The 19,784-nt window shown below is 64.6% G+C and carries 16 protein-coding genes and 1 tRNA gene; 3 read left to right on the top strand and 14 right to left on the bottom strand.

Annotation, left to right across the window (positions count from 1 at the left end; genetic code table 11):
• Nucleotides 1-27: 27 nt before the first annotated feature.
• From ACODSD_RS11305 to ACODSD_RS11275, 7 genes are all read right to left on the bottom strand, one after another.
• Nucleotides 28-2,340, bottom strand: a complete 2,313-nt coding sequence (locus ACODSD_RS11305) for a Tex family protein (RefSeq protein WP_488877418.1) — start codon at nucleotides 2,338-2,340, stop codon at nucleotides 28-30.
• A 109-nt stretch (nucleotides 2,341-2,449) separates the two neighbouring features.
• Nucleotides 2,450-2,812, bottom strand: a complete 363-nt coding sequence (locus ACODSD_RS11300; protein ID WP_048415463.1) for a SpoIIAA family protein — start codon at nucleotides 2,810-2,812, stop codon at nucleotides 2,450-2,452.
• Nucleotides 2,813-2,876: 64 nt separating this feature from the next.
• A complete protein-coding gene (locus ACODSD_RS11295; protein ID WP_488877417.1) occupies nucleotides 2,877-3,392 on the bottom strand; it encodes a ClbS/DfsB family four-helix bundle protein in 516 nt (171 codons plus the stop codon).
• A gap of 51 nt (nucleotides 3,393-3,443) precedes the next feature.
• The gene (locus ACODSD_RS11290; protein ID WP_107800092.1) at nucleotides 3,444-4,256 is read right to left on the bottom strand and encodes a DMT family transporter; all 813 of its coding nucleotides are present in this window, start codon (nucleotides 4,254-4,256) and stop codon (nucleotides 3,444-3,446) included.
• Between the two features lie 81 nt (nucleotides 4,257-4,337).
• Nucleotides 4,338-5,228 (bottom strand): DMT family transporter, encoded by an 891-nt coding sequence (locus tag ACODSD_RS11285; protein WP_233246720.1) that lies wholly within the window; start codon nucleotides 5,226-5,228, stop codon nucleotides 4,338-4,340.
• On the bottom strand, nucleotides 5,225-5,752 hold the full coding sequence (locus ACODSD_RS11280) for a hypothetical protein (protein WP_107801906.1): 528 nt from the start codon (nucleotides 5,750-5,752) through the stop codon (nucleotides 5,225-5,227). Before ACODSD_RS11280 ends, ACODSD_RS11285 begins: the two co-directional genes overlap by 4 nt.
• A 75-nt stretch (nucleotides 5,753-5,827) precedes the next feature.
• A complete protein-coding gene (locus tag ACODSD_RS11275) occupies nucleotides 5,828-6,937 on the bottom strand; it encodes an aromatic ring-hydroxylating oxygenase subunit alpha (RefSeq protein WP_107800093.1) in 1,110 nt (369 codons plus the stop codon).
• A gap of 673 nt (nucleotides 6,938-7,610) precedes the next feature.
• On the opposite strand from ACODSD_RS11275, the gene pta reads away from it, so the two are divergent.
• Both pta and ACODSD_RS11265 read left to right on the top strand, forming a co-directional pair.
• Nucleotides 7,611-9,704, top strand: a complete 2,094-nt coding sequence (pta, locus tag ACODSD_RS11270) for a phosphate acetyltransferase (RefSeq protein WP_235087450.1) — start codon at nucleotides 7,611-7,613, stop codon at nucleotides 9,702-9,704.
• A gap of 203 nt (nucleotides 9,705-9,907) precedes the next feature.
• Nucleotides 9,908-11,392 (top strand): methyl-accepting chemotaxis protein, encoded by a 1,485-nt coding sequence (locus ACODSD_RS11265; RefSeq protein ID WP_107800095.1) that lies wholly within the window; start codon nucleotides 9,908-9,910, stop codon nucleotides 11,390-11,392.
• A 48-nt stretch (nucleotides 11,393-11,440) separates the two neighbouring features.
• Here the strand turns inward: ACODSD_RS11265 and ACODSD_RS11260 are convergent, their stop codons facing one another.
• The 3 genes from ACODSD_RS11260 to ACODSD_RS11250 form a co-directional block, all read right to left on the bottom strand.
• Nucleotides 11,441-11,911 carry a hypothetical protein gene (locus ACODSD_RS11260; RefSeq protein WP_107800096.1) on the bottom strand — a complete coding sequence of 157 codons (471 nt, stop codon included), beginning with the start codon at nucleotides 11,909-11,911 and terminating at the stop codon, nucleotides 11,441-11,443.
• Nucleotides 11,912-11,913: 2 nt separating this feature from the next.
• The gene (locus ACODSD_RS11255) at nucleotides 11,914-13,704 is read right to left on the bottom strand and encodes a S8 family serine peptidase (protein WP_488877416.1); all 1,791 of its coding nucleotides are present in this window, start codon (nucleotides 13,702-13,704) and stop codon (nucleotides 11,914-11,916) included.
• 590 nt (nucleotides 13,705-14,294) lie between these two features.
• Nucleotides 14,295-14,984 (bottom strand): Bax inhibitor-1/YccA family protein, encoded by a 690-nt coding sequence (locus ACODSD_RS11250; protein WP_039753556.1) that lies wholly within the window; start codon nucleotides 14,982-14,984, stop codon nucleotides 14,295-14,297.
• A 166-nt stretch (nucleotides 14,985-15,150) separates the two neighbouring features.
• Here ACODSD_RS11250 and ACODSD_RS11245 point away from each other — a divergent pair.
• A tRNA-Leu gene (locus ACODSD_RS11245) sits at nucleotides 15,151-15,235 on the top strand.
• A gap of 251 nt (nucleotides 15,236-15,486) precedes the next feature.
• Here ACODSD_RS11245 and ACODSD_RS11240 read toward each other — a convergent pair.
• The 4 genes from ACODSD_RS11240 to ACODSD_RS11225 form a co-directional block, all read right to left on the bottom strand.
• Complete coding sequence (locus ACODSD_RS11240; protein ID WP_488877415.1) at nucleotides 15,487-16,803, bottom strand: L-cysteine desulfidase family protein; 1,317 nt, start codon at nucleotides 16,801-16,803, stop codon at nucleotides 15,487-15,489.
• Between the two features lie 72 nt (nucleotides 16,804-16,875).
• The gene (locus tag ACODSD_RS11235; protein ID WP_488877414.1) at nucleotides 16,876-18,192 is read right to left on the bottom strand and encodes an SLC5/6 family protein; all 1,317 of its coding nucleotides are present in this window, start codon (nucleotides 18,190-18,192) and stop codon (nucleotides 16,876-16,878) included.
• A gap of 125 nt (nucleotides 18,193-18,317) precedes the next feature.
• Nucleotides 18,318-18,950 carry a helix-turn-helix transcriptional regulator gene (locus ACODSD_RS11230; protein WP_235087437.1) on the bottom strand — a complete coding sequence of 211 codons (633 nt, stop codon included), beginning with the start codon at nucleotides 18,948-18,950 and terminating at the stop codon, nucleotides 18,318-18,320.
• A gap of 191 nt (nucleotides 18,951-19,141) precedes the next feature.
• A complete protein-coding gene (locus ACODSD_RS11225; protein WP_107798638.1) occupies nucleotides 19,142-19,672 on the bottom strand; it encodes a GNAT family N-acetyltransferase in 531 nt (176 codons plus the stop codon).
• Between the last annotated feature and the right edge of the window lie 112 nt (nucleotides 19,673-19,784).

Here is a 19,784-nt window from a genome sequence, read left to right as displayed (position 1 = left end):
TCCCCGCCGTTTTTGACTTCAGCCCCCTCAGCGCTTGAGCTTGGCGAACGCCGCCGCCATCGCGGTGTCGCCGGCCGGCTGCTGGCCGCGCTGACGATCGCCGCCGCGCCGGTCCTGAGCGCGCGGGCCGTCGTTGCGCGGGCCGCGGCTGTTGCCGGCGCCCGGCGCGTCGTCCAGCCGCATGGTCAGCGCGATGCGCTTGCGCGCCGCGTCCACTTCCATCACCTTGACCTTGACCACGTCGCCGGCCTTGACCACTTTGCGCGGGTCGTCGACGAACTTGTTGGACAAGGCCGAGATGTGAACCAGGCCGTCCTGGTGCACGCCGATGTCGACGAAAGCGCCGAAGTTGGCGACATTGGTGACCACCCCCTCCAAGACCATGCCCGGCTGCAAGTCCTTGATGTCCTCGACGCCGTCCTGGAAGGTGGCGGTCTTGAACTCCGGACGCGGGTCGCGGCCCGGCTTGTCCAATTCGCGCAGAATGTCCATCACCGTGGGCAGGCCGAAGCGTTCGTCGGTGTAATCCACCGCCTTCACCGTTTTCAGGAAACCGGAATCGCCGAGCAGCGACTTCATCTCGCGGCCGGTTTTGAGCACGATCCGCTCCACCACCGGATAGGCTTCCGGATGCACGGCGGAGCCGTCCAGCGGGTTGTCGCCGTCGCGGATGCGCAGGAAGCCGGCCGCCTGTTCGAAGGTTTTGTCGCCCAGCCGCGGCACTTTCAGCAATTGCCTGCGGTTGCGGAAAGCGCCGTTCTGATCGCGGTAGGACACGATATTGGCCGCCAGCGTGGCGTTGAGGCCGGAGATGCGGGTCAACAGCGGCGCCGAGGCGGTGTTGACGTCGACGCCGACGGCGTTGACGCAATCTTCCACCACCGCGTCCAGCGCGCGCGCCAGCTGGCTCTGGTTGACGTCGTGCTGGTACTGGCCGACGCCGATGGACTTGGGATCGATCTTCACCAGCTCCGCCAGCGGGTCCTGCAAGCGGCGGGCGATGGACACCGCGCCGCGCAGCGACACGTCCAGATCCGGGAATTCCCGCGCCGCCAGTTCCGAGGCCGAGTACACCGAGGCGCCGGCTTCGGACACCACGATCTTGGTCATGCCCAGCTGCGGATAGGCGCGGATCAGCTCCTGCGCCAGCTTGTCGGTTTCGCGGCTGGCGGTGCCGTTGCCGATGGCGATCAGATCCACGCGGTGACGCGCGCACAAGGCGCCCAGCACCGCCAGCGAGCGGTCCCAGTCGCGGCGCGGCTCGTGCGGATAGATGGTGGCGGTGTCCAAGAGCTTGCCGGTGTCGTCCACCACCGCTACCTTGCAGCCGGTGCGCTGGCCGGGGTCCAGGCCCTGGGTGGCGCGCGGGCGGGCCGGCGCCGCCAGCAAGAGGTCGTGCAGATTGTCGGCGAACACCTTGATCGCCTCGGCGTCGGCGGCGTCCTTGAGCCGCGACACCAGCTCCAGTTCCAGCGACAGGAAGATCTTGGCGCGCCAGCACAGGCGCACGCCGTCCAGCAGCCATTTGTCGGCCGGGCGGCCGGCGTCGCTCACGCCGAAGCGCGCGGCGATCAACTGCTCGTAGGCGGAGCGCTCGGTGATCGGCGTCTCGTCCGGCTGATACTTCAGCGTCAGGCTGAGCACGCCCTCGTTGCGGCCGCGCAATAGCGCCAGCGCGCGGTGCGAGGGGGTGGCGCGGATGGCTTCGCGGTGCTGGAAATAATCAGAGAACTTGGCGCCCTCGTGCTCCTTGCCGGCTACCACCTGGCCGGCCAGCTCGCCCTCGCTCCACAGTTTTTCGCGCAACCGCCCCAAGAGTTCGGCGTCCTCGGCGAAGCGCTCGATCAGGATGGCGCGCGCGCCGTCCAGCGCCGTCTTGGCGTCGGCCACGCCGGCTTCGGCGTTGACATAGGCGGCCGCGGCGGCGTTGGGGTCCTGGCTAGGGTCGGACAGCAGGCCGTCGGCCAAGGGCTCCAGCCCGGCTTCGCGCGCGATCTGCGCCTTGGTGCGGCGCTTGGGCTTGTAAGGGAGGTAAAGGTCTTCCAGCGTGGTCTTGTTGTCGGCGGCGTAGAGCGCGGCCTCCAGTTCGGGGCTCAGCTTGCCTTGCTCGGAAATGCTGCCGAGGATGCTGACGCGGCGCTCGTCCAGTTCGCGCAGATACACCAGGCGCTCGGCCAGGGTGCGAAGCTGGGTGTCGTCCAGACCGCCGGTGACTTCCTTGCGGTAACGGGCGATGAAGGGAACGGTGGCGCCGCCGTCTATCAGTTCGATGGTGGCGGCCACTTGCGCCTCGCGGACGGAGAGTTCCGCCGCCAGACGATGGGAAATGCTTTTCAACATCGGTTTTTATTCTTTCGAGTTGAACAAAAACCGCTACTCTACCGCCATTGCCGACAAAATCAACAGGGACGCCGCATAGGGCGTCCCGAAATCAGCGCAACCGGACAAATCAGGTGCCCGCCGCCACCGGGCTTTCCAACCAGGCCTGGGCCTCTTCCGCGGTATCGAAATACTGAGTGCGGGTATTGGACAGCAGGCCGGCGATGTGGGCGGCCAGCTTGATCCAGACATCGCTGACCACCAGCGCCACGCGGCCGACGTGGTTTTCATGGGCGCGCATGAATTTGACCTCTTCCACCGCCATGTCCAGCGTGAAGTCCTTCAACTCGGTCAGGTCCAGTAGCAGGTCGGGCTTGGCGCACTCGGACTGGCGCTTGAGCAAGGCCTCTTCCAGCAGCTTGAAGTCCGCCAGCGTGAATTCGTTGTACAGCGCCACGTCCAGGCCGTAGTGTTGTTCGCGTATCGAGATCATGTGCTTCTCCTTTGCGGTGTCGCTTTCATTTTAAGGCTTGGCCGCACTGGCGCGGCAAGCTTTTTCAGGCGGCCGGCAGCGTCTTGAGCCAGGCGACGAGCCGCCCGCGGGCGTTGCGGCAGGGCGAGGCGGTGTTGAACTGTATCATCCGCCCGCGCGTCCATTTGTCGTACCAGGCGCGGCCGTACAGCGCCTCGTCGGAGTAACCTTCCACCAGCGCCTCCACCTGGCGCTGGCTGTCGTCCAGCATCGCGCATAGCCGCGTCCAATCGCCTATCCCCTGGTAATCGCGGTAGAACTTCTGCGCCAGCAGGCCCAGTTGGTTCCAGCGGTAGCCGGCGTCGGGAAAGTCTATCGGCAGGCCTTCCCGCTCCAGCCGGTGCCACTTCAGCACCAGCGCCTGCCAGCCCAGCAGATAGGCCAGCAGATCCGCCGCGCTCATCCGGCTGTTCTTGGCGTGGCCGTCCAGTTCCTGGTCGAAGGCGCGCTCCGGCGGCACCCGCGCCAACACCGTGCGCAAGCGCCGGTATTCGTCTCTCATCGCCGCCAGCAAAGCCGCCTTGTCCGCCGGTACCGCCATCCTCCCACCCTCCAGGCCGGGTCCGGCGCAGCGCCGGGTTTCGCTTCCAGCTTAACGCCGGCTGGCCAACATGCCGCTGACGATGATCAAACCCATCGCCGCCAAGCCGGCGGCGCTGAGCGGGTCGCCCCACAGCCCCACGCCCAACAGGGTGGAAAACACCACGGTCAGATAGGACAGATTGGCGGCCAAGAGCTTGCGCCCCACTTTATACGCGCGGGTCATCGCCAATTGGGCGATGGTGGCGGTGGCGCCCAGGCCCAGCAGCAGCCAGACGTTTTCCAGCGTCACCGGGTGCCAGGTTTCGAACAACATCAGCAGCAGGCCGCCCAGCGTGGAGATCAGCGCGAAATAGAACACCACCTTCCATTCCGGCTCGCCCTGGCGGCCCAGTTCCCGCACGTGCAGATAAGACCAGCCGGCCAGCAGGCCGGAGCCGACGCCGAGCAGGCCGGCCACCCAGGCCTCGCTGGACAAGGTGGGCCGCAGCAACAGCACCACGCCGACAAAGCCCAGCGCCAGGCCGGCCAGCGCCTGCTTGGGCAGGCGCTCGCGCAGCAGGACCACCGACAACAGCGCCAGGAACATCGGCGAGGTGTAGTTGAGCGTGACCGCCGTGGACAGCGGCAAATGGGCGATGGCGTAGAAATACAATAGCATCGAGACGTAGCCGATCAGGCCGCGCTGCACGTGATAGCGCAGCAAGGGGGTGGCGAAGCGATCGCGCCGCCACAAGGCCGCCGCGCCCAGGGTGACCACGCCCATCAGCGTGCGCCAGAACACCAGCTCGGTGGAGGAGAAATACTCGGCGCCCAGCTTGACGAACACCCCCATCAGGCCGAAAAACACCGCCGCCACCACCATCCAGCCCGAACCCAGGCGCCACTTTCCGCTAGTCAAACCACGTTATCCTTATGCATTGTTGTTGAATATCCAAGTTCTGTTTCAACGCAGGGCCGCCATCAGGCCGGACCCCACAATCAAGGCCATCGCCGCCAGCGACCATCCGCTCAGCGGGTCGCCCCACAACACCACGCCCAGCAGCACGGAAAACAGCACGGTCAGATAAGCAAAGCTGGCCACCAGGTATTTGCGCCCGTCCTTGTAGGCGCGAGTCATCGCCAGTTGGCCCAGCATGCCGCAAACGCCGACGCCCAGCAGCGGCAAGACATTGTCCGCCGTCACCGCGCTGAAGCCCGGCCCCAGGATCAGCCAGACGCCGCCGAACAGGCTGGAAACGGAGAAGAACCAGAACACCACCTTCCAGGACGGTTCGCCCATCCGGCCCAGCTCCCTCACCTGAAACACCGCGTAGCCGGCGCTGACGCCGGACAAGAGTCCGATCAGGCCGGCCAGCCACTGCGCCGAACTGAAAGTGGGCCGCAGCAGGATGACGATGCCGACGAAGCCCAGCAACAAGGCCAGGCCGGTGCGCGGCGTCAGGCGCTCCTTCAGTTTGACCACGCACAATAAGGCGAAGAACAGCGAGGAGGTGTAGTTCAGCGTCACCGCGGTGGACAAGGGCAGCCGGGTCAGCGCGTAGAACAGCGCCACCATGGACATATAGCCAACGAAGCTGCGCTTGATGTGGCCGCGCCAATGCGGCGTCCGCGGCGACTGGCGCTTCCAGGCCATCGCCGCGCCCAAGGTCAGCGCGCCGATGGCGGTGCGCCAGAACAGCAGCTCGGTGGAGCCGAAGGCGTCGGCGCCCAGCTTGACGAACATGCTCATCAAGGCGAAGCACAGGGCCGCCACCACCATCCAGCCGGAGCCCAAACGTCCCTGGCGCAAGCGCAGCCCCAGGGTTCTCGCGCCCTCGCTCAGCGCCGGCGTCATCGCTTCAACAATTCCAGCGACAGACAGATGGCCTCCATCTGCCGGCGGTAGGTCTTGAACTCCGACGCGTTGGCGGCGCAGCGCGCCTCCGCCATGCGCTTTTTGTCCCCCAGCTGGAACACGTGCAGATTATGCCGGACGATCCACAAGCGGTTAGAGACGAAACGGCCGTCGCGGTATTCGGTGACCAGCCGGCCGCTGCGGCTGTTGCCGCGGGCGAAATTGGCGGCTTCGCGGTTATCGCCCTCGCGGCGGTATTTCTGCGCCAGCCGGGCCAGGGTGTCGCCGCGCCCCGGCTTGCGCGCGAACACCTGCACATCGATGGCGGCGCGCTCGCGCTGGTCCGCCTTGGGCGGCACCACGCGCAGCACGCGCTGACCGTCCACCACGCTGGGGCGGACCTTCCAGCCCGGCGGCACATTGAAACGCACCCGGCTGGCGGCGTCGGTATAGACGGCGGCCTGGGCCAGCGGAGCCAGCAAGGCCAGCGACAAGGGCAAACAGCGGAAAAGCGTTTTGAGCATGGAATCGGGCAAACCAGAATAAGAAAGGCGCGGACGTGGTCCGCGCCTTTCCATTATGACACTGCAAGCTGCCGCTTAACCAGCCAGCGCCGCGCCCATTTTGCGCCGGTAGAACTCGTGGAAGTGCAACATGCCCTCCTCGGTGGGAGATTGATAAGGCCCCACCTCGTTCTCGCCGCGCAGCCACAAGGCGCGGCGGCCTTCGTGCATGCGGTAGCAGATTTCGTCGTCTTCCTTGGCGGTTTCGAAGTAGGCCGCCTGCTCCGCCTCGATGAACTCCGGCTCGAACCACACCACGTCCTCCGGGTAGTAGAACTCGGTCAACACCGTGCACTGCTCCGGCCCGCGCGGCATCACCACGCTGACCACCAGCACGTGCGGGTACCACTCCACCATGATGTTGGGGTAGTAAGTCAGCCAGATGGCGCCGAACTCCGGCTGCTGATCGGCGTAGCGCCGGCGGACTTCCTCATGCCATTTGCCGTAGGCGCGGGAACCGGAAGTGGCCAGCTGGTTCTTCACGCCCACGGTCTGCACATGGTATTGCGCGCCCCACTCCCATTTCAGGTCGCCGCAATCGACGAAATTGCCCAGGCCGGGGTGGAAGGGATCGACGTGGTAATCCTCGGAATACACTTCGATGAAGGTCTTCCAGTTGAAGCCGTACTCGCTCAGATGGCTGGAATGGTAGGCGTAGCCGTCAAAACTCATGTGCTTGGCAACGCCCAGGTTTTCCAGATCGCGCGCCACATTGCGGCGCGCGTCGAACAAGAGGCCGTTCCAACGCGTCAGCTCGGTCTGGTTCAACTTCAGGCACGGCGTTTCCGGAAAATGCGGCGCGCCCAGCAAAGCGCCTTCGGCGTCGTAAGTCCAGCCATGCAGATTGCAGACGATATGATTGCCGTTGCCGCGGCCTTTATAGATGACCGCCTGGCGATGGCGGCAGACATTGGAGATCAGCTTGACCCGTCCATCCACGTTCTTGAGCATCTTGCCGTGGCCCATCCATTCCAGAGTCTGATAATCGCCGGCGTTCGGCGTCATCAGCTCATGGCCATAGTAGAGGGGCGCGTCTCCAAACAGCAGCCGCTGTTCCTGAGCGTAATAGGCAGGATCGAAATAGGTATAGACGGGTAGCTGGGCAGCAGAAGCTTGAAGCAACTGAGCGGAAGCCAGATCAGACATTATTCCCACACCTCCGTGGTAGAAGATATAAGACCAGCCGAATCTCGCTTAAAACGAGTTTGCGGGACTATCAAAAACAATCAACAAAAACAAGGCCGAACCTTGCGGCCGAGGGGCGGATTATGCCCCCGCCCCCCCACCGGGGCAAGCCTTTCCTCTCTGCTGGAAGCGGGTTCTTGGCGTAAAAACATCAGCTTGCCATACCCAAATCATACTTAGAATAATATTTTTGATAGGAATCAAAGCTTTAGCATTCACGCTGCAATGCAATATTAGAGTCGCTTAATTCATGATGTTATAATCGCCGTCATCGCCGCCGTCCGGCCCTGGAGCCTGACCCCATCTGGACTGTAGCCGATATGCCGCCAGTTACAATGCCTGCCGCGTAAAAGCAGGCGCAGCCATGCTTTTCGCCGGAGACCCCGCGGCGCTGACGCCGGCTTCCGGCAATGCTATACCGATTGAAAGCCGCGTCCGACGCAGCGGGAATCCATGCCCGCCGCCGCGGCCGCGAGCTCGGGTCCAATGGCGACAAAACCGCTGATTTTTGCCGAAATGCTGAATTTAACGACTCATCGCGCCAAGCGCCTGCAGCCTGCGACACCGTTCGGTCGGTGCCGGACCGCCATTCGCGCCCATTCCCGCCGCGCGTCACAGGAAAGTCTCTGAAACCATGCAAACCTTTTTCCTCGCACCCATCGGCTTCAACGCCGGCCTGACCTCGGTGGCGCTGGGCGCCATCCACAGCCTGGAACAGGCCGGCCTGCGCGTCGGCTTCGTCAAGCCCATCGCCCAGGGCGCGGACCCCAAGGAGCCGGAGCGCTCCACCCACTTCGCGCGCGCCATCTGCCGGCTCAATCCGCCGGAGCCGATTCCGATGGAGCGGGTGGAACACCTGCTGTCCAAGGGCCAGGTGGATCAGTTGATGGAGGAAGTGGTCAGCCTGTATCAGCAGGCGGCCCATCAGGTGGACGTGGTGCTGGTGGAAGGCCTGGTGCCGGACCAGAAGCAGGTGTTCTCCACCTTCCTCAACACCAAGATCGCCCGCAATCTGCAGGCGCAGACCATCCTGGTCAGCGCCGCCGACAACCTGGCCAGCCATGAGATCGCCGAGCAACTGGAAATGAGCATCCAGGCCTTTGGCGGTGGTCAGGGCGGACAAGTCGCCGGCTACATCCTCAACCGGGTGCCCAAGGATCAGAACGCCCAGGACATCGCCACCGAGGTGCTGGAAAGCGGCAGCCTGATGAAGAAGGTCAGACTGCCGCTGCTGGGCGCCATCCCGCACGAACCCGAGTTGCTGGCGCCGCGCACGCTGGACGTGGCCAATCATCTGAAGGCGCGGCTGCTGCACGCCGGCCAACTGACCAGCCGGCGCGTGCGCACCATGGTGGTGACCGCCCGCACCGTGCCCAATATCGTGCACCTGCTCAAGCCCGGCGCGCTGATCATCACCCCGGGCGACCGCGAGGACATCGTGCTGGCCACCGCGATGGCGGCGATGAACGGGGTGCCGCTGGCCGGCCTGCTGCTGACCTGCGACTCGATGCCGGACCCGCGCATCATGCTGCTGTGCCAGCAAGCCTTCACCGGCGGCATGCCGGTGATGGCCAGCGAATCCAATACCTTCGACACCAGCAGCGCGCTCAACAATATGAGCTTGCAAGTGCCGTCCGACGACCGCGAGCGCATGGAGCGCGTGATCGAATTCGTCGCCGAACACCTGAACGTGGCGCCGCTGAAGCAATACATCGGCGCGCCGCAGGAACTGCGCCTGCCGCCGCCGGCCTTCCGCTATCAGCTGATGGAAAAGGCGCGCAAGGCCAATAAGCGCATCGTGCTGCCGGAAGGCAACGAGCCGCGCACCATCCAGGCCGCCGCCATCTGCCACGAGAAGGGCATCGCCCGCTGCGTGCTGATCGGCCAACGCGCCGAAATCCTGCAAGTGGCGGAAGCCCAGGGCGTGACCCTGCCGGAATCGGTGGAAATCATCGATCCCAACGAGGTGCGCGGCCGTTACGTGCCGCCGATGGTGGAACTGCGCAAGAGCAAGGGCCTGAACGCGCCGATGGCCGAGCAGCAACTGGAAGACAATGTGGTGATGGGCACCATGATGCTGGCGCTGGACGAAGTGGACGGCCTGGTGTCCGGCGCGGTGCACACCACCGCCAACACCATCCGCCCGGCCTTGCAGCTGATCAAGACCGCGCCGGGGGCCCGCATCGTCTCCAGCGTGTTCTTCATGCTGATGCCGGAGCAGGTGCTGGTTTACGGCGACTGCGCGGTGAACCCGGACCCGGACGCCGAGCAATTGGCCGACATCGCCATCCAGTCGGCGGACTCCGCCGCCGCCTTCGGCATTCCGCCGCGAGTGGCGATGATCTCCTACTCCACCGGTTCCTCCGGCAGCGGCTCGGACGTGGAAAAAGTGCGCGAAGCCACCCGCATCGCCAAGGAAAAGCGGCCGGACCTGCTGATAGACGGCCCGATGCAGTACGACGCCGCCAGCGTGGAATCGGTAGGCCGCCAGAAGGCTCCGGACAGCGCGGTGGCCGGCCGCGCCACCGTCTTCGTGTTCCCGGACCTCAACACCGGCAACACCACCTATAAGGCGGTGCAGCGCTCGGCCAACGTGGTGTCGGTGGGCCCGATGCTGCAAGGCCTGCGCAAGCCGGTCAACGATCTGTCGCGCGGCGCGCTGGTGGACGACATCGTCTACACCATCGCGCTGACCGCGCTGCAGGCGGAGCAAGGCGAGTCCGCTTGAACTGAAGCCGCCCTCCCCCAACCGCCTGCCGCCCGGCAGGCGGTTTCGCCGTTCCGCGCAACAGCGCCCCTCCCCTTCGCCGCCCTGTCCGGTCATGCCATTGCGTTAATTCAAACAATTGTTTTACATTGGAGCGCCATAAGAGCCGCACAACAACAAGCTGCGTCCGCAGCCGCGTCTACAACGCATCAGAGGGGCACTCCATGTCGATTCAAACCATCACCGAATGGTTCATCCCGGACCGCGTCCGCCTATCCCCGGAACAGGCGATCCGCGGCCGCACCGTCGTCGGCGTCGGCCTGCTGGCCGGCCTGGTGGCGCCGCTGTTCGCCGTCGAATACCTGCAACTGGGCCACCGCGCGATGGCCGCCGGCATCGCTCTGGGCGGCCTGGGCCTGCTGCTGGGGCCGCTGCTGCTCAAGCTCAGCGGCGCGGTGCGCTTCAGCGCGGAATTCATCACCAGCTGCATGTACGCGATGGTGTGCTGGATGGTCTACGTCAACGGCGGCATCCAATCCACCAGCATTGTCTGGTTCGCCGCCATTCCCTTCACCGCCGTCTTCGTCGCCACCCGCGTCTCCGGCATGGTCTGGCTGGCGCTGACCGCGGCCGCCATCGGCCTCTTCCTGTGGCTGAGCGCCCGGGGCCTGCTGCCGGCCAACCCGATTCCCCACGCGGAAATCCCCAAGCTGCAAGCCAAGTCTCTGGCCGGCCTGTCCCTGGTGGTGCTGGCCCTGGCGCTGGCTTTCGACAAGGCCAAGGTCAAAAGCTTCGAGAAACTGGAAAGCGCGCGGCGCGAGGCCGAACAGGCGCAACAGGCGATGCGGCAGCTGATGGCCCAGCTGACCCAGTCCATCCAGGCCGCTTCCAGCGCCAGCCGCGACATCGCCGGCAGCACCGGCAATATGGCCGACACCATGGCCAGCCAGCGCGAACGCTCCGAGGACATGGTGGTGATCGCCCAGCAGATGGCGGTGGTCACCAGCCAGAACGCCGAGCAATCGGTGACCGCCACCCAGCTGGCGCACACCGCGGGCCAGGCGGCCTTGGGCGGCGGCGAGGCGATGGACCAGGCGGTGCGCCAGTTGAGCAAGGCCGGCGAGGTGATTGCGCTGGCCTCCGGCCGGCTGGAACAATTGGGCGAACGCAGCGCCGAGGTCAGCGGCATCGTGCAGCTGATCCGCGACATCGCCGACCAGACCAATCTGCTGGCGCTCAACGCCGCCATCGAGGCGGCGCGCGCCGGCGAGCTGGGCCGCGGCTTCGCCGTGGTGGCCGACGAGGTGCGCAAGCTGGCCGAGCGCACCCAGAACGCCACCCTGGACATTGAGCAGAAGATCCGGCTGATCGTCGACGGCACCAATCAGGCGCTGGTGGCGATGCGGGACGGCAATCAGCAGATGCGGACCGGCCGCGACCACTCGGTGGACGCCCAGCAAAAACTCTCCGGCATCATCCGCGAAACCGGCGAGCTGGCCAGCCTGCTCAGCCAGATGTCTCAAGCGGAAGCCAATCAGAACCAGGGTTTCGCCCAGTTCGCCCACGACATCACCGCGGTGGGCGAATCCACGCGCAGCCTGTCCGGCGAAACCCAGGCCATCGCCGACGCCATCGCGCGGCTGGATCGCTTGCTGGTGGAACTGGGCCAAAACACCCGCCACCTGCAGCCGCACACCGCCGAGGCATGAAAAACGCCGGCCCCGGGCCGGCGTCGTCCTTTGGACTGGCGAACGCCCTTACTGCGGCAACTCGCTATTGCTGAACACCTCCAACTGCACCTGCTTGACCCGCTTGTCCGCGGCCAGACGCTGCTGCAAGGACAGCAGCTCGGCCTGGGCCGGCGCGTCGAACACCACCACGCTCTGGGTGCGGTAGCGCACGCTCAGGCTGTGATCGCGCGCCAGCGCGGCCTCGTCGCGCGGCGAAGCCAGCTTCACCATCACCACGCCGCTGACCTTGGACGGCGCCAGTTCGCCTTCGGAACGCAGCACGTCGCCGCGCTTCAGCGTCGCGCCGCCTTCGCTCGCCGCCGAGCGGGCGCTGACGCCCAGCGGCAGCTTGCCGGCCGGCGCCGCTTGTTTGTAATAAGTCTTGCCGTTGATCACCAGCGGCTGACCGCCCGGCTTCTGCTTGAAGGACGGAACGTCGGCGGCTTGGGCGCCGGCGGCCAGGGCCAGCAGGCCGGCCAGAATCAGGGAATGTTTCATCGTTATGCTCCTTTGTGGCCGATGAAGCGGATGGACCAAGACCGCAGGGTGCCGGCGGCGTTGGGCAGGCTCAGCGTGCGCTGACCCTGAGCGTCGCGGTAGTCGTAATAGTACTCGGCGCCGTTGGTGTCGATCACGCGCAGCCGCCATTGGCCGCGCGCCGATTCGCCGTAGAAGTGGTTGGACAACAGGCGCTGCTGGTTCAGGCCGTAGCTCTCATTCACCAGGCCGGTGCGCGGCGACAGCAATACCGAGCGGGTGCCGGCCGGCGAGATCAGCTCCACCGCCAGGTCGTTGGCGCGGCCGTGTTTCGCGTCCACCAGCACCTGCACCGCTTCCACCGTCAAATCCTCGGCATGGGTGTACGCGCTGTCCAGGCCGGCTTCGCTGGCGTCCGGAATCGCCTTCATCACCGACACCGTCTGCCAGCGCGTCTTCTCCAGCGCCGTCAGCGGCTTGTGATTGCGGCCCAGTTCCACCGCCTTGTCCACATCGATCAGGCCGAAGCCGTAGAACGGGTGGAAAGCGAGGCCGGCGGCGTTGTTCTGCCATCCCGGCAAAGCCTGGTAGCTGTGCGCGCCGCCCTTGGCGTCCTTGAACGCCAGGGTCACGCCGGCATGGTTGGCGTCCACTTTGCGCGCCGATTTGATCAGCAGATCGCGCACATCGCGCGCGCTCAGATTGGGATACGCCGACATCAGCACCGCAAACGAACCGGAGGCGGCCGGCGCCGCGGCGGAGGTGCCGTTCATGGTGCCGCGGTAATCGCAATTCGGGTCCAGCGCAGTGCCGCCGTGCAATTGATTGGTGGACGGACGCAGCGTGGAGTTGGAGCCGCGGTCGCAACCCACCAGATCGGTGGTCACCATCGCCGGGCTGGCGGTGCCGTACTCGCCGCCCGGCGAGGTCAAGAGCACGTTGGCGCCCACCGAGGAGTAGGACGAGCGCACGCCGTCGGCGTTCAAGGCCGACACCACCACGTTCCAGTAATTGCTGTTGTCGGTGGTCAGGTTGGAGTCCTGGATCGGCAGGCCGTCGTTGCCGGCCTTGGCCAAGACATAAGTGGGCTTGCCGTCGTCGTCAGAGCCGGACTGGAAGCTGACGTAGGCGTTGCCCGCCGACTTGACGAAGACCGCGCCCTTGCCGCCGTTGCTGCGCAGGCTGACGTCCTCGTGCGCTTCGTCGCGCACCCGCAGCGTCATATCGGTGTCCGGATTGCCCGGGATCGAGCGGATCGCCGAGCTGCCGTAGCTCTGGTTGAACACGCGGGAGAGGGTGGACGACTGGCCGGCGCCGTCGCTCGGCGACTTGCCGTGAGACAACATCCAACCGGCGGTGGTTTGCGCCTTCAGCCAGTTGAAGCCGTTCAGGCTGGCCGCCGGCGCCACGCCGCGGCCGCCCAGATTGTTGAAACCCACCGCGGCGGCGATGCCGGCCACGGCCGTGCCATGGCTGTCGGTGGCCGAGCTGGGGGTCGGATCGTCGCTATTGTTGGCCAGGTTCTTGGAACCGGGCACCACATTGCCCGCCAGGTCCGGATGGCGGATTTCCAAGCCGTCGTCGATGACGGTCACCGTCACGCCGCGGCCCTGGATGCTGCGCGAATGGCTGAGCGCCAGGTTCAGATCGATGCCGGCCACGCCGCCGCGTTGCGAAAACGCGTTCTGCCCCGTGTTTTGCAGGAACCATTGCTGGGACACCAGCGGATCTCCCGCTTGCAAGGGCGTTGCGGCCTGACCGGCCAGGGACGCCAGGGCCAGCGAAACCGCGCCCACCGTGATATGGATACGCATTGCATCTCCTAAGTGTCGAAACTGCTGTCGATAGGGAACAACCGCCGCGAGTCCGGGGCTGCCACCCCATCGCTCCCGGCCATTCGCCGCCGCCTGCCAGCGGCGGTGAAATCCTCGGTTCTTCGCCGGCGCCCAAACCCGGAACACTAGCCGCCCTGCTCCGGGCGCCATGCGGCGAACCTGCGTCGGCGCTCGCGCCGGGCCGCCGAGGCGGCGTCCGTCGCCGCGTTCAGCCGGCCCAAGCGGCGCCTGCCTAAGCAGTGAATCATCAAAACCAAAAATGCCAAAGTCCTATTTATTTTTATCGTATATAAAAACTTCATAATACAAAATGCAATAATTCCCATTCGCAAATATGACAATACGAAGCAACAAAGCCCGAAAAACATTGTCAAAATCAACCGCTTAGCAGGGAAAGGACTAGACAAGCCACCGCCAGCCACGCCGCGAGCGGCCAGCCGAAAGCGCCGCCGGACCAGTGGGCGGGCGTCAGGATTTGTCAGACAGAAGCGCTAGGGAAGGGAAAAAAAAGGAACAAAAAAACGCCCCAGACGGGGCGTTTTGATTGGAAGGCGATGCCGGCGCGGGTTTTAGTCGCGCTCGCCGGCGAAGGCCAGCAGCAGTTGCAGCAAGCTGGTGAACAGATTGTAGATGCTGATGTAGATGGACAGCGCGGCGGAAATATAGCTGTCCTCGCCGCCGTCCACCACCACCTTGACCTGCCACAGAATCATCAGCGAGCTGAACAGCGCGAAGGCCGCCGAGATCATCAGATGGAAGGCCGGCATGCGCAGGAAGATGTTGGCCACCACCGCCACCATCAGCACGATGGCGCCCACGGTCAGGAAGTTGCCCAGGCCGCTCAGATCGCGCTTGGTGGTGGTGGCGATGCCCGCCATCACGAAGAACACCAGCGCGGTGGCCGCGCCCGCGGTCATGATCAGCTGGCCGCCGTTGGAAAACTTGAACGCAAGTTGCAGCAAGGGCCCCAACAGCAAGCCCATCAGGAAGGTAAAGCCCAGCATCAGGAACACGCCGGCCGAGCTGTAGCGGTTTTTCTCGATGGCGAACACCAGGCCGTAAAACACGGCCAGGATCGCCAGCATGCCGATGATGGGGCTGCCGGCCAGGAAGCCGAAATTCATATTGGTGCCGACGATGGCCCCCATCACCGTGGGGATCATCGACAAGCCCAGCAAACCATAAGTATTGCGAAGAACCTTATGGCGTACCTCGGCCATACCGGTCGTCTGATAGGCCGTCTCAAGGTTCGGGTGCATAATTAAGCCTTTCTCCAAAGGGATTTTTATCAAATTGTACCGACAGTGACCGCCGCCGTGGCAATAAGTTTCCAGGCGGGCCGGCTTGCGCCGGGAAAGCGCTTCGGGTATTCTTGCACTCCCTTGCAAATTAGGGCTTCTGGCCGGATTTGCAAGCGGCATCAAAGCGAAAGTGGCGGAATTGGTAGACGCACTGGATTTAGGTTCCAGCGCCGCAAGGCGTGAGAGTTCGAGTCTCTCCTTTCGCACCATCTCCTGGTTTTAGCTCCTAGCGGCGCAGCGCCGCGGCCCTCCCCTTAAAAACCCGCACAGCGGCGATTTCCCGCGTCCGGAATCACCACACGCGCGCCGCAAGACACTGTCGTTTTGCGCCATCGCCTGCCCGATTCGCGTGCTGGACGCTGCAAACACAAACACGCCACGCCATGAGAAACGCCCCCGAAACCGTTCCGCTTCGAGGGCGTCAAGCCGGACGCCGGCCGCGCGCAAACCCGCCGCCGCATCAGTTCGCGGCGGCCGCCTGCTTGTCCATCATGATTTTCAGAATCTGCACATCGGTCTGCACCATGCCCTGGCTGGCCAGCTTGCCCAGGTTGGCGATGGAGGCGTCCAGTTCGCACTCGACGATGCCGTCGCTGCCGGCCACGCACACGCCGTCCAAGGCCATCAACACAGCCTTGTAAGCAGAGCCGGCCGAGGTGGACACCTTCATCGCGCAGCTATTGGACGCGCCGTCGCAGATCATGCCGGCCAGGTCGCCTATCATGCTCGAAATGGCCATGCCGGCCACCGCGTAGCCGCCGCCCAACAGATGGGCCATGCCCGCCGCCGCGCCCATGGACGCGGTGGTGACCGCGCACAGCGCGGACAGCTTGGGCAAGCGGGCGTGGATGTAAATCGCCATCAAGTGAGACAGCATCAGCGCCCGCGTCAGGGTTTCCCGGTCGGCGCCGACGTGCTCGGCCACCACCACCACCGGCATGGTGGCGGCGATGCCCTGGTTGCCGGAACCGGAATTGCTCATCGCCGGCAGGGTGGCGCCGCCCATGCGGGCGTCGGACGCCGCCGTGGTGCGGGTGAGAATGCGGGTCAGCAGATTATCCGACAGCAAGCCGGCGCTCACCTGCTTGTGCAAGGTCGCGCCGATATGCAGGCCGAACTGCCCTCCCATGCCCGCCCGCGACAGCGCCTCGTTCAAGGTGGCCGCCTCGTGGATGAAGTCCATGGTCTCCAACGGCGCCTGGGTGGCGAAGTCGTAGACATCCCGCGCCGTCGCGTCGGAAAAGTCGTACGCGGCGCCGGCCTGGCCGGAGGTCTCGAGTTCAGCGCGGAACAACGCCGCGCCATTGCGTTCGATCAGCACCACATGGGTGTGCGAATCGGCGATGCAGACGCGGGCCGTCTCCTCGCCGGCGAAAACCCGGGCTTCCGAATAGAGGATGTTGGGCACGTCCGCGATGCTCAGCGTCACGCGATGCTCGGCGAGCATGCGCTTGGCCGCGTCCACCGTTTCGCCGCTCAAACCCTTGAGCACCTCCAGCTTGCCGTCCGGGTCGCCGCCCAGCGCGCCCACCGCGGCGGCGATCTGCAGGCCCACGGCGCCGGTGCCCGGCACGGTCACGCCCATGCCGTTCTTCATCAGATTGGGCGATACCCGCGCCTCGATGCGCTCAGGCGCGCGGCCCAGCGTCTTGGCGGCGATGGCACAGGCCAGGGCCAATGAAATCGGCTCGGTGCAACCCAGCGCCGGCGCCACTTCCGCGCGCGCCGCCTTGACGAACTTCGGCCACAGATCGGTGTTGAGAGTCGATGTACACATGGTGATTACGCTTTCCAATCAAATTAAATCAAAATCTTGCCGCCGCCCGCAAAATGGAACGGCGGCGGAAATTCAGGAGAAGGCCAGGAAGGGCGACACGCACAACAGCAGGCCGGTGGCGATGATGATCTTGAGCGCGCCGCCCTTGTATTTGTGCAGGAAGGGCACTTGGTAGACCAGGTAGGCCGGGATCAAGCAGCCCACCAGGCCGAAGACCGGGCTACAGATCGAGGTGAAACTCAGCACCGGCGCGTTCAGCACGATGGCGCCCCAGGACAGCAAAACGGTGAACACCATGATGCCCTTGGCCACCCAATCCGGACGGATGCGCTCCTCCGGCATCGCCCGGCGCAGCAGATTCATCGCCAGGCCCTGGCAGGCCTCGCGGAAGCCCAGATAAACGCCGAAGTACGCGGTCATCACCGCGAAAATATTCAGGATCAGGCTGAACAGCTTGACCATATCGCCCGGCATGCTGCTGGCCACCATGGCCAGGGCCGAGATGTTTTCATGCGAGGCCTTGACCGCCTGCTCATGCCCCATCGCCAGAGTGAAGGACACCGCATAGAAAAAGACGGTGACGAAGAGGATGCCAAAGGCGATGTTCATCGCCCGCATCGCCTTGTATTGCGCCACCTTGCGCGACTTTTCCCGCGCGCGGTAGGAAATCACCATCGGGCTCAGGCTCTGGATGAACAGAATGGAGGTCAGCGTGAACGGCAGCATGATGATGGCGTCCTTGATCAGGCTGCCCACGGACGGGAAAGCGCCCACATTGACCAGCTTCCATTCCGACACCATGGCCAGGCCCAGCACCGCCACCACGCCCAGCTTGGTCAACACCATGCCGGTGGAAATCTTGAACAGCAGTTGCTCGCCGCGGGAGGCCAGCGCCACCAAGAGACAGATCAGGCCCAGGCCGTAGAAGGGGTTGGCGGACAACAAGGTCTCAGTGACGCCGAAGCTGTGCAGAAAGGAGGCGCTGTCGTTGGTGATGGCGGTCGAATACACAAAGACCCAGATCACCAACATGATGAAGTACAGCGCGCCCAGCAAAATGCCCCAGTTCTTGCCCAGGTAGCCGCTGATCACGCTGGGGTAGTCCTTGCACTCGGGGGACTCCGCCAGGGTATTGATGAACAGGCGCTGAAACAGATACATCGCCGGATAGCCGATGACGGACGACAACAGGAAAACCCACAAGCCCATCAGCCCCACCTGCACCGGCAGGAACACAATGCCGGCGCCTATCGCCATGCCTATGCTCATCACGACCCAACCGCGGTCGATGCCGTCGAAACGCACCGCCTCCCGCCACTCCGCCTCGCTCATTCCCGCGCGCTCGGCAGCGCTTGCCCTGGGCTTGACGCCCACCTGGGTGATGTCCATACTCGTTGATCCTTTAGTGGTTTCATTGCTGTCCCAAGCGCTCCGGCGCCAACCGGATGCTTGGATGTCCCCGCCGCGCTGCGCCAACAGCGCGGGAAGGGACGACGGACGCGAATCAGAAGCCCTCAGTCACGACACTGCTTCAGATAGCGGTAAAGCGTGGGCTCGGAAATCTCCAGCGCCTGCGCGGCCTTGCCGACAAATCCGCGGACGGAAAACAAGCCGCGCTGATTCAATTCCCGGATCGCCTCCAATTTTTCATCGCCGGACAAGCGCGCCGGATCGATCGCGTATTGCTCCAACACGCTTTGCATGATGCCCACGCCCACATCGTCGATACCCTGCGACAGCGTTTCCTGGTGCGGATCGTGAGACAGTTCCGCCGGCAGCAGCGCCTGCACCGCCTCCAGCGCGCGCTTATAGCGGCTGTCGTCGGAGTTGACGCAGAGCATGGCCTGCGCGCGGCCGGCGTCGTCCTTGATCACCAGGGTGGACGAGCGCAGCGATACGCCGCTCCTGGTCTTGCTGCGGTAGTTCAGCCGGTAATCCTCGCCGCCCTTGCCGGAACACTCCCGCGCCATGCTCAAGGCGAGATCGGTGGCCGGCGCGCCGACGCTGCGGCCGGACACATGCCCGTTGCGGATGATTTTGAGCGAAGCGCTGGGATTGGACAGATCGTGCACCGCCACCTCGCTGTCCGGCCCCAACAGGGCGGATACGAAGTCGGCGAGCACTTCGGCGTCTAGATGCAGTTTCATGGCGATGACAAAAAAATTATCACGGCGAGATTCTATGCATCAGATTTCACCCATGTCATGCGCAACCACGAGCGCATTTGACGCGCGTCAAATTCGGCAAAACCGCCAGACTCCACCCTGGCGGCGCCCAATGAAAAAACCCGCCGGCGCGGCGGGTTGCAGAATTCGGGTCAGATCTTCGAGCGCTCGCTTCACAAGGCCTCGTCGGCCAGCAAGCGCCTGGCGAATACCTCCACCGGCGTGTCCGGAATGAAGTCCAAACTCACCCTACCCTCCACCGCGAAACCCAGTTTGCCCAGCACGCGCGCGGACCCGGCGTTGTCGGGGTGCACCAAGCCCACCAGCCTATCCAGCGCGTAGACGTCCCGCGCCAGACGCAGACAGGCGCGGCCGGACTCGGTGGCGAGGCCCAGGCCCCAGTACTCGGGCAGAAAGCGATAGCCCAGCTCCACCGCGTCCACCGCCGCCATGTATTTCAGGCCGCTGAAGCCGATCACCTCGCCGCTGTCCTTCCACACGCAGGCCACTCGGCCGAAACCGTGTTTTTCGTAGTCCGCCAGCGGGCCGTCGCGCATCGCTTGCAAAGCCTGTTCGCGCGAGCCGAAGGGCGTATTGCCGACATAGCGGATGGCCTCGGCCACAGTGCCGAGCCGGTAAAAAGCGTCCAGGTCGTTTTCGTCGAAGGGCCGCAGAATCAGGCGGCCGGTATCCATGGCTTGCATTGTTTATCCCCCTTGTTCCCCGTCTCATGACGATGGAAACAATTTGCCAGCAATCCCCCGTCCTCGCCAGATTTTTTGCACCGCAACAAATCCGCGCGGCAGCCGCGCCCGA

The organism is Chromobacterium sp. FG22 (assembly GCF_057809415.1).
The sequence above is the reverse complement of the archived record's forward strand: the minus strand, read 5'-3'. Positions and strand labels throughout refer to the sequence as shown.

What these genes read in the sequence shown, in the direction of transcription:
- ACODSD_RS11290 (WP_107800092.1), bottom strand. Translation starts at nt 4,256, where the DNA reads ATGGTGGTGGCGGCGGTGTTTTTCGGCCTGATGGGGGTGTTCGTCAAG.
- pta (WP_235087450.1), top strand. Translation starts at nt 7,611, where the DNA reads ATGCAAACCTTTTTCCTCGCACCCATCGGCTTCAACGCCGGCCTGACC.
- ACODSD_RS11280 (WP_107801906.1), bottom strand. Translation starts at nt 5,752, where the DNA reads ATGCTCAAAACGCTTTTCCGCTGTTTGCCCTTGTCGCTGGCCTTGCTG.
- ACODSD_RS11275 (WP_107800093.1), bottom strand. Translation starts at nt 6,937, where the DNA reads ATGTCTGATCTGGCTTCCGCTCAGTTGCTTCAAGCTTCTGCTGCCCAG.
- ACODSD_RS11230 (WP_235087437.1), bottom strand. Translation starts at nt 18,950, where the DNA reads ATGAAACTGCATCTAGACGCCGAAGTGCTCGCCGACTTCGTATCCGCC.
- ACODSD_RS11300 (WP_048415463.1), bottom strand. Translation starts at nt 2,812, where the DNA reads ATGATCTCGATACGCGAACAACACTACGGCCTGGACGTGGCGCTGTAC.
- ACODSD_RS11240 (WP_488877415.1), bottom strand. Translation starts at nt 16,803, where the DNA reads ATGTGTACATCGACTCTCAACACCGATCTGTGGCCGAAGTTCGTCAAG.
- ACODSD_RS11250 (WP_039753556.1), bottom strand. Translation starts at nt 14,984, where the DNA reads ATGCACCCGAACCTTGAGACGGCCTATCAGACGACCGGTATGGCCGAG.
- ACODSD_RS11305 (WP_488877418.1), bottom strand. Translation starts at nt 2,340, where the DNA reads ATGTTGAAAAGCATTTCCCATCGTCTGGCGGCGGAACTCTCCGTCCGC.
- ACODSD_RS11265 (WP_107800095.1), top strand. Translation starts at nt 9,908, where the DNA reads ATGTCGATTCAAACCATCACCGAATGGTTCATCCCGGACCGCGTCCGC.
- ACODSD_RS11260 (WP_107800096.1), bottom strand. Translation starts at nt 11,911, where the DNA reads ATGAAACATTCCCTGATTCTGGCCGGCCTGCTGGCCCTGGCCGCCGGC.
- ACODSD_RS11235 (WP_488877414.1), bottom strand. Translation starts at nt 18,192, where the DNA reads ATGGACATCACCCAGGTGGGCGTCAAGCCCAGGGCAAGCGCTGCCGAG.
- ACODSD_RS11285 (WP_233246720.1), bottom strand. Translation starts at nt 5,228, where the DNA reads ATGACGCCGGCGCTGAGCGAGGGCGCGAGAACCCTGGGGCTGCGCTTG.
- ACODSD_RS11255 (WP_488877416.1), bottom strand. Translation starts at nt 13,704, where the DNA reads ATGCGTATCCATATCACGGTGGGCGCGGTTTCGCTGGCCCTGGCGTCC.
- ACODSD_RS11225 (WP_107798638.1), bottom strand. Translation starts at nt 19,672, where the DNA reads ATGCAAGCCATGGATACCGGCCGCCTGATTCTGCGGCCCTTCGACGAA.
- ACODSD_RS11295 (WP_488877417.1), bottom strand. Translation starts at nt 3,392, where the DNA reads ATGGCGGTACCGGCGGACAAGGCGGCTTTGCTGGCGGCGATGAGAGAC.